This is a genomic window from Caloramator proteoclasticus DSM 10124, from assembly GCF_900129265.1.
Taxonomy (GTDB): Bacteria; Bacillota; Clostridia; order Clostridiales; family Caloramatoraceae; genus Thermobrachium; species Thermobrachium proteoclasticum.
Genome location: NZ_FQVG01000004.1, coordinates 15,556 through 29,299, shown reverse-complemented (window position 1 = coordinate 29,299; position 13,744 = coordinate 15,556). Strand labels below are relative to the sequence as shown.

At 29.6% G+C, this 13,744-nt stretch carries 13 protein-coding genes; 2 read left to right on the top strand and 11 right to left on the bottom strand.

The window, feature by feature from the left end:
• Positions 1–97: 97 nt before the first annotated feature.
• Positions 98–1,729: a putative manganese-dependent inorganic diphosphatase gene (locus BUB63_RS01735; protein WP_027308232.1), complete on the top strand. Its 1,632-nt coding sequence runs from the start codon at positions 98–100 to the stop codon at positions 1,727–1,729.
• 50 nt (positions 1,730–1,779) lie between these two features.
• Here BUB63_RS01735 and BUB63_RS01730 read toward each other — a convergent pair whose 3' ends face one another.
• The 7 genes from BUB63_RS01730 to surE form a co-directional block, all read right to left on the bottom strand.
• Complete coding sequence (locus tag BUB63_RS01730) at positions 1,780–3,675, bottom strand: bifunctional 4-hydroxy-3-methylbut-2-enyl diphosphate reductase/30S ribosomal protein S1 (protein WP_027308233.1); 1,896 nt, start codon at positions 3,673–3,675, stop codon at positions 1,780–1,782.
• A 1-nt stretch (position 3,676) separates the two neighbouring features.
• On the bottom strand, positions 3,677–4,264 hold the full coding sequence (locus BUB63_RS01725; protein ID WP_027308234.1) for a lysophospholipid acyltransferase family protein: 588 nt from the start codon (positions 4,262–4,264) through the stop codon (positions 3,677–3,679).
• Positions 4,261–4,923, bottom strand: coding sequence for a (d)CMP kinase (gene cmk, locus BUB63_RS01720; RefSeq protein WP_027308235.1), 663 nt, complete (start codon positions 4,921–4,923; stop codon positions 4,261–4,263). Before cmk ends, BUB63_RS01725 begins: the two co-directional genes overlap by 4 nt.
• A 38-nt stretch (positions 4,924–4,961) precedes the next feature.
• The gene (gene aroH / locus BUB63_RS01715) at positions 4,962–5,324 is read right to left on the bottom strand and encodes a chorismate mutase (RefSeq protein WP_027308236.1); all 363 of its coding nucleotides are present in this window, start codon (positions 5,322–5,324) and stop codon (positions 4,962–4,964) included.
• Between the two features lie 10 nt (positions 5,325–5,334).
• Positions 5,335–6,558, bottom strand: a complete 1,224-nt coding sequence (locus tag BUB63_RS01710) for a BaiN/RdsA family NAD(P)/FAD-dependent oxidoreductase (RefSeq protein WP_027308237.1) — start codon at positions 6,556–6,558, stop codon at positions 5,335–5,337.
• 103 nt (positions 6,559–6,661) lie between these two features.
• Positions 6,662–7,543 carry a MurR/RpiR family transcriptional regulator gene (locus BUB63_RS01705; RefSeq protein ID WP_027308238.1) on the bottom strand — a complete coding sequence of 294 codons (882 nt, stop codon included), beginning with the start codon at positions 7,541–7,543 and terminating at the stop codon, positions 6,662–6,664.
• 117 nt (positions 7,544–7,660) lie between these two features.
• Positions 7,661–8,434, bottom strand: coding sequence for a 5'/3'-nucleotidase SurE (gene surE, locus BUB63_RS01700; RefSeq protein ID WP_027308239.1), 774 nt, complete (start codon positions 8,432–8,434; stop codon positions 7,661–7,663).
• A 77-nt stretch (positions 8,435–8,511) separates the two neighbouring features.
• Here surE and BUB63_RS01695 point away from each other — a divergent pair, with 77 nt between their 5' ends.
• Positions 8,512–9,162 carry a hypothetical protein gene (locus BUB63_RS01695; protein WP_073247738.1) on the top strand — a complete coding sequence of 217 codons (651 nt, stop codon included), beginning with the start codon at positions 8,512–8,514 and terminating at the stop codon, positions 9,160–9,162.
• Here BUB63_RS01695 and mnmM read toward each other — a convergent pair.
• The 4 genes from mnmM to BUB63_RS01675 all read right to left on the bottom strand — a co-directional run bounded on the left by mnmM (position 9,125) and on the right by BUB63_RS01675 (position 13,740).
• Positions 9,125–9,703, bottom strand: a complete 579-nt coding sequence (gene mnmM, locus BUB63_RS01690) for a tRNA 5-(aminomethyl)-2-thiouridylate-methyltransferase MnmM (protein WP_027308241.1) — start codon at positions 9,701–9,703, stop codon at positions 9,125–9,127. The two genes, BUB63_RS01695 and mnmM, sit on opposite strands and share 38 nt — an antisense overlap.
• A 66-nt stretch (positions 9,704–9,769) precedes the next feature.
• Positions 9,770–11,212, bottom strand: a complete 1,443-nt coding sequence (locus tag BUB63_RS01685) for a carbon starvation CstA family protein (RefSeq protein WP_027308242.1) — start codon at positions 11,210–11,212, stop codon at positions 9,770–9,772.
• 151 nt (positions 11,213–11,363) lie between these two features.
• Positions 11,364–12,128: a LytR/AlgR family response regulator transcription factor gene (locus tag BUB63_RS01680; RefSeq protein ID WP_027308243.1), complete on the bottom strand. Its 765-nt coding sequence runs from the start codon at positions 12,126–12,128 to the stop codon at positions 11,364–11,366.
• A gap of 1 nt (position 12,129) precedes the next feature.
• On the bottom strand, positions 12,130–13,740 hold the full coding sequence (locus BUB63_RS01675; protein ID WP_027308244.1) for a LytS/YhcK type 5TM receptor domain-containing protein: 1,611 nt from the start codon (positions 13,738–13,740) through the stop codon (positions 12,130–12,132).
• Between the last annotated feature and the right edge of the window lie 4 nt (positions 13,741–13,744).

The following is a 13,744-nucleotide window of genomic DNA, read 5'->3' as shown; positions in this document are numbered from 1 at the left end:
ATTTGTTTTAATTTTCTATAATTTTTTATTTGTATTTACTATTTACCACTTTATAGTATATAATAATTTAATGTAATTTCTTTAGGAGGTGAATAAATTGAAGGATGTTATATATGTTACTGGTCACAGAAATCCTGACTCAGATTCAATCTGTTCTGCAATTGCTTATGCTGAACTAAAAAGAAAACTTGGGCATAACGCTGAACCAAAAAGATTAGGTGAAATTAATAGGGAAACTGAATTTATATTAAATTATTTTGGAATCCCTGTACCTGAGTATTTGCCTACTGTTAAACCTCAGGTTGCAGATCTAAATATGGATAAGGTTGTACCTGTCTCAAAGGATATTTCAATTAAAACTGCTTGGTCATTAATGAAAAAAAATAATATTAAATCACTTCCTGTTGTTGATGAAAATGAAAAACTTATTGGTATTGTTACATTATCAGATATCACTAATAACTATATGAGTACATTGGACACAAATATTCTTGCAACCAGCAAAACTCCACTTTCAAACATTATTGAAACATTAAATGCAAAATTAATTACTGGCAGTCAAGATATATTCAATACAAGTGGCAAAGTTGTTATTGCTGCTATGGCACCAGAACAAATGAAGCCATTTGTAGATAAGGGTGATATTGTAATTGTTGGCAACAGAAGTGATAATCAAAAAGTTGCAATAGAAAGTGGTGCAAACCTATTAATTGTAACTGGTGGTTCAGAAATTGAACAAGAAATAATAAAATTAGCAGAAAGCTTTAAATGTATAATAATAGTTACTCCAAATGATACCTTCACAACTGCAAGATTAATAAATCAAAGTGTTCCTGTAAAATATGTAATGACAAAAGAAAATATAGTAAGTTTTAATCTGGATGACTTTGTTGATGAAATAAAAGAAAAAATGTTACAAACCAGATTTAGAAGCTACCCTGTTGTGGATGATAATAATAAATTAATAGGAACAATTTCCAGATACCATCTAATATCACAAAAGAAGAAAAAGGTTATTTTAATGGACCATAACGAAAGAGCTCAATCTGTTCACGGAATTGATGAAGCAGAACTTCTTGAAATAATTGACCATCATAGAATTGCCGATATTCAAACAGGCAAACCAATATACTTTAGAAATGAAATTGTAGGTAGTACATCAACAATAGTTGCAAATATTTATTTTGAAAACGGAATAAGACCTTCAAAGCAAATTGCAGGAATCCTATGTGCAGCTATTTTATCAGATACACTTAAATTTAAGTCTCCTACCTGCACATACATAGATAAAATGACTGCAGAGAAACTTGCTGAAATTGCAGGAATCGATATTGATAAATTTGCTGATGAAATGTTTAAAGCCGGAACATCATTAAGCGGAAAAACTCCAGAAGAAATTTTCTATCAAGATTTCAAAGAATTTACGCTTGGAAAATATAAAATCGGAGTTGGTCAAGTCAACACAATGGACACAGATGCACTAAAAGATTTAAAGAAGGAATTAATAAGCTTTATGGATAACTTATGCAAAGCCAAAAACTATAACTTAATTATGCTTCTATTAACAGATATAATTAAGGAAGGTTCTGAAGCTCTATTTGTAGGCGAAGATAAAGAATTAATTTCTAAAGCCTTTAACGTTCAGCTTGGTGAAAACAGTGTTTACTTGCCAGGCGTTGTATCAAGAAAGAAACAGGTAATCCCACCACTATCTGCTGTAGTTGAATAAAATATCAAAAATGCCAAGAACTGAGTTCTTGGCATTTTAAATTAATTTTTTTACACTATTAAAGAAAGAGAAACCTTTTTCTTATCATAATCAATACTTATTATCTTAGGTTTAACTACTTGACCAATCTTTAAATAATCACTTGGCTTATCAATTCTTCTTGTTGTTATTTGTGAAATGTGTATTAAGCCATCTACTCCTTCAATTATTTCAACAAACGCTCCATAATCAGCAAAAGCAACAACTTTACCTGTTATTACATCTCCTTCTTTATACTTTGAAATAAATTCATCCCAAGGTTCCTTCATAGTCCTTTTAATACTACCTGATACCTTATGTTCATTTTTATTTATTTTTGTTATAACAATGTTGACCTCTTGATTTATCTTAAACTCCTTTTGAGGCTTTACTTTTCTATCCCAAGACACCTCTGAATTAGGAACAAAAACATCAATAGGCCCTACTGTAACAAAAATACCAGATTCTATAAAGGATTTTATTCTTCCCTTTAATTCCTGTCCAAAACTCAATTCTTCAATAAATTTTCTTTTTTCTTCTTCCATAATCTTCTTAATTACATTTTTTCTTGAAACAACAATTTCTATGCTATCATTCTTTTGTAATTTTACATCTAATATATTTACTTCTATTTCCTTTCCAAAAAGATTTTTAACTTCATCCCTTTGAGTTATACCAGAGTGAGATTCAGGTAAAAATGCCTTTATATTATTATATAAACATTCATAACCACCCTTTATTTCACTTATCAACTTAACTTTAATTAATATACCTTCTTCTTTAATTTTTTCTAACTCTTCTAAAATATCGTATTTTTCTATATTTAATCTACTCAACACAACATTTCCTTCTTTATCTGAAAGCTTTACTACTTCTAAATCATAAACATCTCCAATTTTGAATATTTCCTTTAAGTTGATAATTCTATTAGAAGCTAAATTTTTAGGTAATATACCATCAGCTTTATATCCTATATCAAAAAATACTTCATCATTTGTTATATGTATTACCCTTCCTTCTATTATTTCTCCAACTGAAAGATTTTTAAAATTATAATCTATTTCATCATCTGATTCATAAGTTCTATCCTCTAATTTATTTAATGAATCTAACTTTTCAATAACTGCTTTAATTGTATAATCTGGAGTAGATGCTCCCGCTGTAATACCAACCTTACTTGCACCAGCAACTTCATCTAAATTAAGTTCATTCTCATCTTCAATGAAAATCGCTTTTTTACAATTATCTCTACAAATCTCATATAATTTTCTTGAATTCGAACTATTTTTTCCACCAATTACAATCATAACATCAACTTTATTTGATAGTTCTATCGCCTCATTTTGTCTTTCATCAGTGGCACTGCAGATAGTATTGTAAATTAGAATTTCTTTAGCAAATTTAATTAATTCTGCTGATATCTTATACCACTTATTTTGATTAAAGGTAGTTTGTGCAACTATACAAATCCTTCCTAAGTTTTTATCAATTTTATTTAAATCTTCTATTTCATTAATTATTATTGCAGTATTGTTACACCAACCATTTATACCCCTAACCTCTGGATGATTTTCATCACCAACAATTATAATTTTATATCCATCATTAAATCTTTGTTCAACTATTTTATGTATATGTTTAACATATGGACAAGTTGCATCTACAATTACAGCACCCATTTGTTCTATCTTCTCATATTCTCCCTTTGAAATCCCGTGAGACCTTACTATAATTTTATCGTTAGGTTGTATATTATCCAAGTTTTCAACCACATCAATTCCTCTATCTTTCAATTCTTCTACAACCTGTTTATTGTGAATTATAGGACCATAAGTAAAAATCCTCTCTCCCTTTTCATTAAAGGCCTTTTCAATGGCTTTTTTAACTCCAAAACAAAATCCTGCTGTTTTTGCTACCAAAATTTCCATATTACATCCCCTCTTTTAATTTTTTAATTTCTTGCATAACTATCTGGCTTAATTCCAAATAGTCACTATTAGTCATCTTTTCTTTTTTATATTTATTATAGTCAATTGGTTGTCCATATTTTATTTTTATACGAGTAAAGGGTCTATAATTTCCAACAATACATACAGGTATTACAGGCACTCCTGATTTTATGGCAAACATAGCAACACCTGCATTTGCCTCTCCAAGTTCGCCAGTCTTTGAGCGTGTTCCTTCAGGGAAAAGACCAACTAAATTATTTTCCTTTAATAGCTTCAATGTAGTTTTTACAGCATTTAAATCAGCTTCTCCTCTTCTTACAGGAAAAGCACCTAATTTTTTAATTAACTTATTTAATATTGGTTTATCAAAAAGCTCATACTTTGCCATAAACCTAATTTGTCTTTTTGTATACACTCCAACTATTATTGGGTCCATCCAATGAAAATGATTTGGACATATAATTGCTCCTTTATCCTTTGGTATGTTATCACTTCCAAATATCTCTACTTTATAAACTAACTTAAATAAACCTTTAACAAATATTTGACAAAATCTATAAAAACTCATAGGTTAGCACCCTCTCTAATAATTGAAATAATTTCATCAACAACCTCTTGTATTGTCTTTCCTGTAGTATCTACTAAAATTGCATCCTCTGCCTTTCTTAAAGGGTTAATTTCTCTGTTTGAATCTATAGTGTCTCTATTTCTTATATCATTGCAGATTTCTTCAAATGATATATCTATTCCTTTATTTTTCATCTCTACAAAACGCCTTTTAGCCCTTTCTTCAACTGATGCAGTTAAAAATATTTTAACCTGTGCATCCTTTAATACATTTGTACCAATATCTCTTCCATCCATTATTACACTTGACTTTTTTGCCATTTCCCTTTGTAAATAAACCAATCTCTCCCTAACACAAGAGATTGCAGCCACATCTGATACTTTAGAACTAACATATGGCATACGTATTTCTTCAGATACATCAACACCATCTAAATAAACTCTACCATTTATTAACTCAACCTTTGTTTCATCTACTATATCTTTCACAGATTGTATATCTTTTATATCTACCCCCCTATTTAATAGCTTTAATGTTATAGCTCTGTACATTGCTCCAGTATCGATATATTCTATTCCCATCTTTTCTGCAATTAATTTTGATATAGTGCTTTTTCCTGCACCTGCAGGTCCATCAATAGCAATTGCAATCTTGTTCATATTAAGCCTCCTGTCATATATATATTTCTATAAAAATATTAAAACTCCTTCAAGAGATCTGGTCTTAATATTGTAGCTCTCTTTAGAAAAATATGTTTAACATCATATTGTTTTTTATTGCCGTTAACATACATTAATACCCTAATGCATCTATCCAGAGAGTTTTCAACATACATCTCTTGAAAGCACAAAAGTCCCGCATACTTAATTCCTATGTTTCTTGCAGCTTCTGCTGGATAAGCAGACTTTAAATCCTTTGTTGCTGTAAATATTATTGATACTATATCCTCAATTTCCACTTCATTTTTTAATATCATTTCTTTTAATAGCAGTTCAGTCTCTTCTAAAATATATTTCTTTTCATCCTTTTCAACAGTTGTTGCACCTCTAATTGAAAACATATTTACCTCCCTAACAGTTCATACCCGCACAATATCCTGTACTAAATGCTATTTGGAGATTAAAACCACCAGTTAATGCATCAACATCAAGCAACTCTCCTACAATAAATAGGCCTTTAACAATTTTTGACTCCATTGTTGATGGGTCAACCTCCTTAACGCTAACTCCACCCCTTGTAATTATAGCTTCTTCTATTGGTCTTGTTCCTATTACTGTAACTTTAAAGGACTTTAACAGGTTAACAAGCTGACCTCTTTCTTTTTTTGTAATTGAATTAACTACTTTATCACTTGGTATACCACTTAAATTAACTACAACAGGAATTAGTTTTTGTGGAAGTAAATCATCTAATGCATTCTTAAACTGTTTATTTATGTACTTTTGAAAATCCTTTAATATTCTTTTATCAAGTTCTTCATAATTTAATGCTGGCTTTAGATCAATAAATATTTCAACTTCATCAGGTAATATATCGGATATTTTTCTACTTGCAGACAAAATAATAGGTCCTGATACACCAAAATGAGTAAAAAGCATCTCACCAAAATCCTCATAAATTGTTTTACCTTTATTCTTAACCTTAATACTTACATTTTTCAAAGACAATCCCATTAAATCTTTTACCCATCCCTCTTTACAAACAAGTGGAACTAATGATGGTCTTATATCAACAATTGTATGTCCTAATTTTTTTGCAAAGGTATACCCATCTCCCGTAGAACCTGTGCCTGGATAAGATTTCCCACCTGTTGCAAGAACTACTGAATCACATCTTATAATCTCATTATTATTTATTTCAACACCATATATTTTATTATCCTTTGCTATGATATCAGTTACTTTTGTTTTTAGCAATATTTCAACATTATTTTCCTTTAAATATTCTTCAAAACATTTTATAATATCGCTTGATTTATCTGACTGAGGAAAGACTCTATCTCCTCTTTCTACCTTAAGTTTTACGCCCTTTGCTTCTATCATATCCATTAAATCATAATTAGTAAATGTATATAAAGAGCTATACATAAATTCGCCATTCCCTGGTATATTTTGAATAATTTCTTCTATATCCTTGTTACTTGTAACATTACATCTTCCTTTACCTGTTATGAATAATTTCTTACCTAATTTTTCATTCTTTTCTATTAAAATAACTCTGTTACCTCTCTGTGCAGCTTTAATTGCTGCCATCATCCCTGCTGCTCCTCCACCTACAACTACAACCTTCTTCATATACTTCGCTCCTTACTTTTTTTTGTTATTATATCTAACTATCTGCCTTACAATACAATATCATATATTTTGCAAAAAATAAATAAAAAGCCCCGTGGGCTTTTTACTCATTATTGATTTTATTTTTATAGCTATATACGTTATGTTCTTCCCAAATTTCTTCAAGGGTTCTAAATGTTTCTTGTGTTTTTTCCTTTTCCTTTAACCCAACTGCTACAACAAGTGCATTAATTACACTTAAAGGAGCAACAAGTGAATCAACAAATGAAACCATATTACTTTGTGCAATTAAAGTATAGTCTGAATATGTTGCAAGTGGAGATAAAAGACTATCAGTTATAGTTATAACCTTTGCACCCCTACTTTTTGAAAATTTCATAGCGTCAATAGTTCTTGTGGAATATCTTGGAAAACCTATTCCAATTACTACATCATTTGGGCCAACCCTTAGAAGTTTTTCAAATACGTCACTTATACCTGTTGAAACTATTCTTACATTATCTAATATTAAATTTAAGTAGAATCCTAAAAACTCAACTAAGGCCTGTGAACTTCTAAAACCAACTATATAAATTCTTTTAGCTTTAAGTATTTCATCTACTGCAGAATCAAAGGTATCGATATTTATTTTTTCCAAAGTAGCCCTAAGGTTTTCCATATCCGCCTTTAAAACACTTTTAAGTGGATTTTCTTCTACAAAATAATCATTAGATATTTCTATTCTTTGAACACTTGTAAGTTTATTTTTAATCATTTCCTGCAATGCTTTTTGTAATTTAGGATATCCACTGTATCCAAGTTCATTGGCAAATCTAACTACTGTTGATTCACTAACTCCTACTGTTGTTCCAAGCTTTGCTGCCGTCATAAATGCAGCCTTATCATAGTGTTTTAATATATATTCTGCTATTAACTTCTGTCCTTTACTAAGTCTTGGAAACTTCAATTGAATAAGTTTCATTAAATCCTGCTTGTTTTCCTGCATGCTACCATCCCTCTTCTTAGTCTTTATTGTCTAAAATAATTCTAACATCTTTTTCATTAAATTGCAATATATTTTGCATTTGAATAATGCAATGTTGTAAATTCATCATTTATTTAGTCATTTAAATAAAAATTCATTTTTAAATTCATTTTCTACTCTTTTTAATAATTTAAAATTAGTTAAGTCATAGTGCAGTGGAGTTATTGTTATAAATCCTTTATTAATAAAGCATACATCCGTATTTTCTACTGCATCATCCGTTGGTTTTCCTTGAATTTCAAATATTCTTTCTATTTCATTACTAAATTTTTCAATAAATATATTTGAATAAATTCTGGTACCTAAATTGCATACCTTATAGCCTTTTATTTTAGAATACTCTAAATTAGGAACATTAATGTTAAGTACAACATCATTCCCTATAGATGTCACATCCACATTTTCTAATAATTTTTTTATAAACATTGCTGCAACTTTATAATTTATATTTCCATTTTCTCTGTCCATAGAAACAGCTATAGATGGTATTTTATATATAGCCCCCTCAATAGCAGCTGATACCGTACCAGAATACAATACATCTGTTCCAACATTTAATCCATCGTTTATTCCAGATATTATTAAATCTACATTTCCCTCCATCAGCTTATTTATACCCATCTTTACGCAATCTGCAGGTGTTCCATCAATAGAAAAACATTTGCAATTTAAACCTTCAATTTTATGTTCTCTAACTGTTAATGGTCTATATATTGTAATTGAATGCCCACAGGCACTTTTTTGAGTATCAGGTGCAATAACTGTTACTTCGTGTTCCAAATGAAGAAGCTTTGCTAATGCTATTATTCCTTCTGCTTTAATTCCATCGTCGTTGGTTAATAAAATTCGCATAAAGAAGCCTCCTTTTTTTAATATAATCACCATTTTTTATACATAATATTAATAAATACTATGAAAGGAGTAACACAATGATACAAATAGACGATGCAGGTAGTGGAAGCTTAGTTGGTGGAACAGCCGTTGGAATTCTAAGGATTGAAACAAATGAATATATGTGGGATGTAATCCCAATAAAGTATTTCACTTCTCCATATTTCGAAAATAAGCGTTATGAGGACTATACTCTCTCTATAATAAAAAAATATTTAAAATATTTAAATGTTGATAAAAATGAACCAATAGAAATTTGCCAAGGTTATATATTTAATAAAACACGTGATTTTCTTGCAAAAAGTAATTATAATGTAAAAAGTACAAAAATATCTGACCCTTTACAATCACTTATAGAATCATCTTTTATTGATTACTGCACACAAATTGGTATACCATATGATTATTTAAGGTATACAAAATACCCATTTCACTTTCATAAAATGCTAAGATGGGTATTTGCAGATAAAAAAAATAGAGTAAAGCTATGTAAAACAGCCTGGAATAGTTGGAAAAAGTATTCGGATACTCAACTACAAATTCATTATGACTATATAGTAACAGGTAACTATATCTGTTTAAAATGTGGTAAAAAAATAAATACTCCCTCTAAGATTAAAGTTATTGAATTTACTACAAATAAAAAGCAGTTTATATATCTTCACGATAACTGTCGTTTTTCTCAATAACTAATAAAAAAGGTGCATTTTTTCTATTAATGAAATTTATATTCATAACAGAAAAATGCTTTGAATCTAATTCGGTTATTTCCTTAAGTAAGTCCTCTGCCTCCCTTTGTCCCTCCTCGTGACCAACATATACAGCAATTGTCATCACTCCACCTGGAACTAATAATTTCAAACCCTTTTGAACTGCCTCTAAAGTAGTATCACTTTTTGTTGTTATGGTCTTATCTGAACCTGGCAAATAACCCAAATTAAACATTATTGCTTTAACTTTTTTGTCTATATATAAATCCATATTTTGATGACCGTCATTTATAACTTTAATATTTTTAATTCCCTCTTCATCTATAATTTTGTTAAACCTGTCAACAGCAGATTTTTGTACCTCAAAGGAATATACCATCCCATTTATGGTTAGCGAACTTAAAAACAAAGTATCATTTCCATTACCTAAAGTTGCATCAACTACCACATCTCCATCTACTACAACTTTCTCTACTATCTTATGTGCTAAACTCGTTGCCTTTAAAACTACTTTATACATCAAACCACTCCTTACACAAAAAATGAATTTGAGGATGCTAATGCATCCTCAAATATTTTACACCTTTTATTCTGTTATGGCTACTTCTTCTTCCACATCCTTTATTGTTTTTACAAATTCTTTTGTTTTTATCATAAATATAGCTAAAAGTAACCCTGCCACTATTAATCCTATAACATTTGAGATATTTGCTGGTAGTTTAAATCCTTCCTTTGCCTGTAATATATAGCTGATTGAAACATATGACATAAATGTTGCAGGAACTACAGCTATCCAGTAATTCTTTTTATATTTATATAGATAAACTGCTGCTGCCCAAAGTGTAACCATCGCAAGTGTTTGATTTGCCCAAGCAAAATATCTCCAAACTATATCAAAATTAATAAATGTTAATCCAATACCTACAGCAAATAATGGAATTGCTAATAATAATCTTTTAGTTATCTTATCTTGAGGGAATTTTATCATATCAGCAAGCATTAATCTTGCACCTCTGAAGGCTGTATCACCAGATGTTATAGGACAAGCTACAACACCTAACATAGCAAGTACTCCACCAATTGGTCCAAGCAATGTCTTTGTGATTTCAAGAACAACACCACTTGGTCCAACCTTTCCAAGAACTGCTGCAAGTCCAGGTACTCCTTTATAAAATGCCATACCAGCTGCTGCCCAAACAAGTGCAATAACACCTTCTGCTATCATTGCTCCATAAAAAACGCTTCTACCATATTTTTCGTTCTTCATACATCTTGCCATAAGTGGTGATTGTGTTGCATGGAAACCTGAAATTGCACCACAGGCTATTGTTATAAACATCATTGGAAATATAGGTAACTTTTTAGGATGTAAATTAACCAATGATATTTCTGGTATATGGTATCCCTTTACAATTATACCTCCACCAACACCTACTGCCATAACAATTAAAGCTACACCAAATATAGGATATAAGTTTCCAATTAAAACATCTATTGGTAGAATCGTCGCTAAGAAATAATATGCAAAAACTGCAACTACCCAAAATGTAACTGTGAGACTTGATGGGGTTATTGCTGCAAGTAGCTTAGCAGGTCCTGTAACAAAAACAACACCAACTAAAACCAAAAGAACTATTGTAAAGACTCTCATTATATTTTGTATCTTTTTTCCTAAATAAATACCTTGTATTTCAGATAAGCTTGCACCCTTATGTCTTATAGAAATCATACCTGATAGATAGTCGTGAACTGCTCCAGCAAATATACTTCCAAAAACTATCCACAAAAATGCTGCTGGTCCAAATAGTGCACCTTGAATGGCTCCGAATATTGGACCAAGTCCAGCAATATTTAGTAGCTGTATTAAGTAGACCTTCCACGTTGCCATTGGTACATAGTCAACACCATCTTGAAGAGCATATGCAGGTGTTACTCTTTTTTCATTGACACCAAATTGTTTTTCTACATAAGTTCCATAGACATAATACCCAAGAAGTAATAGTATAATTCCAAAAATGAATGAATACATTTTAACCCTCCTTTGTATTTTTTGAATGTTTGTACAATTTACATTTTAATAATAACACTAAAAATATCTTTTATCATTTAATTGAGGGTAAAATGCATTATTATTATCTTAAAATGCAATTTTTGAAGGTTTATTTGCATTTTAGAAAAAATTATATATTATAATAATCCCTAACATATCTTGATTTACTTCTGCTTACTGGAATTTCAGAATTGTTGTTATCCTTCATAATCATCTTATATGTACCATTAAACCAAGGATGAATTTCTTTGACTTTATTAGGATTAACTAAAAAACTTCTATGTGTTCTTAAAAATCCTGTCATTTCTTCCAACTCATTTAGTGTAAACTTTGTTTCATACGTATTATTAAAGGTTTTAATTATTGTCCTATCCTGCTCAATAGAAAAATAAATAATATCATCTAAACTTATTAATATTATTTTCCCATTTACTTCACAAGGAATGGCCTTTTCCCTTTCCTTTAAGACCCTCTTCATTACCTCCTCTATTTTTTCATCAATATAATAAATATTATTATTTTTTCTTTTATACGATTCTCTTAATCTATTTATAGTTTCATCAAACCTTTTTTCATCAATTGGCTTTAATATATAATCTAATGCGTTAAATTCAAAGGCTTTAATTGCATATTCGTCATAGGCAGTTATAAAAATTATATCCGTCTTATTACTCTTTCTCTTGATAATTCTTCCAAGCTCTATTCCACTTCCCCCTGGAATATTTATATCTAAAAATACTGCATCAAAATCTTGTTTCTCTATTTTAGCTAAAGCATCTATATAATTTGTAGCACAGCCTTTAATAATAATATCATTATACCTTGAAAGATTAAATTTGATCTCCTCTATTGCAGGAACTTCATCTTCCACAATAAGACATTCAATATTTTTCATTTTATCCCTCCATAATTGGAATCTTTATTGTTGTTTTAGTTCCTTCCTCTAAAGCACTTTGAATATCAAATAAGTAATTTTTTCCATAATATAACTTTAGTCTCTCTATAATATTTGTAATTCCAATACCTTCTCCTTTGCTTATTGAATCACAATAATTTTTATTAAATCCAACTCCTGTATCCTCAATTATAAAAGTTAAATATTTATCTTCTTGGAACCCTTTTAAAAAAACACTCCCTCCAACCGCCTTTGGTGAAATACCGTGTTTAATTGAATTTTCAACTATTGGTTGCAAAATAAAGGTAGGTATTTTATATTCCTTTATTTTATCTTCAACATCGCAGTAAAAATTTAATCTATCTCCAAATCTTGCCTTTTCTATTTCGATATATGAATTTATTAAATCTATCTCATCCTTTATTTCTACAAATTCATCATTTCTTTTTAATGTTCCTCTAAAATAATTAGATAAACTTAATATTAACTCCCTTGCCTTTAAAGGATTTGTTCTGCAAAATGATGCAATTGTATTTAATGCATTAAATAAAAAATGCGGATGTATTTGAGCTTTAAGTGCTTTAAGTTCAGATTTATAAATATTTTGTGCTATTGTATTTAATCTCATTATTTCCATTTGTATTGATAAAAGTTCTGCTAATTCATCAAGAAAATCTATATAATATCTATCTATTTCATTATAATTTTTAATGCTAACGCCTAAATACCCCTTTAAATTATCTTCTGAATAAAGTTTTGCTATATAAAAACAATTATTATTATGTTCAACCAGTTCAGATTTTTTTCTTAAATCTAAATTAAGTAAAATATCTTTTATATAGAATTCATCATATTTTGTTGTATAAAGAACCTCATTTTCAATGCATATAAATACACATTTCGCTCTTGTTTCTTTTGATATTATGCTGCAGATTTCCTTTGCACTATCCCTGTTTAATCCTAATTTTAAATAAACTGAAGATTTCTTAGCTATGTTTAATGCCCTATAGGCATTAAAAGCAGCAATTTTATTTAAATCATCCTTTACATTATTAATTATATTAATAAACAAAGCTACACCAAAGGAATTTATTAATATCATCGGCAAACCAATGTTTTTTTCTAACTCCAATGCTGCCTCAAAGGGTTTTGCCAACAATAAAATAATAATTACTTGCGTTATCTCTGCTATTATTCCTGCAATGAAACTTATTATAATGTCACTCTTACCTTTTTTAATATAGGATTTAAATATACCACCAACTAATCCTTCTGCAACAGTTGAAAAGGCACAAGATAAGGCTGTGAATCCACCTAATGTATACCTATGTAATCCTGCAATAGCACCTACAATAATACCTACAAGTGGGCCGCCTATAAGTCCTGCAACTATTGCACCTATAGGTCTTATATTTGCAATTGCTCCCCCTTGAACCTTAACACCTAAATATGTACCTAAAATTGATAATATAGAAAAAAATGTTACCAACATAAATTTTTCAAAACTCATCATTTTTCTTGTAAAAAGTTTTTTAAACATAATTGTTTGAGAAAAGACATAAGCTGCCAAAGCTATAATTGACATTCTTTCAAATAACTGTAGATATAACATATAA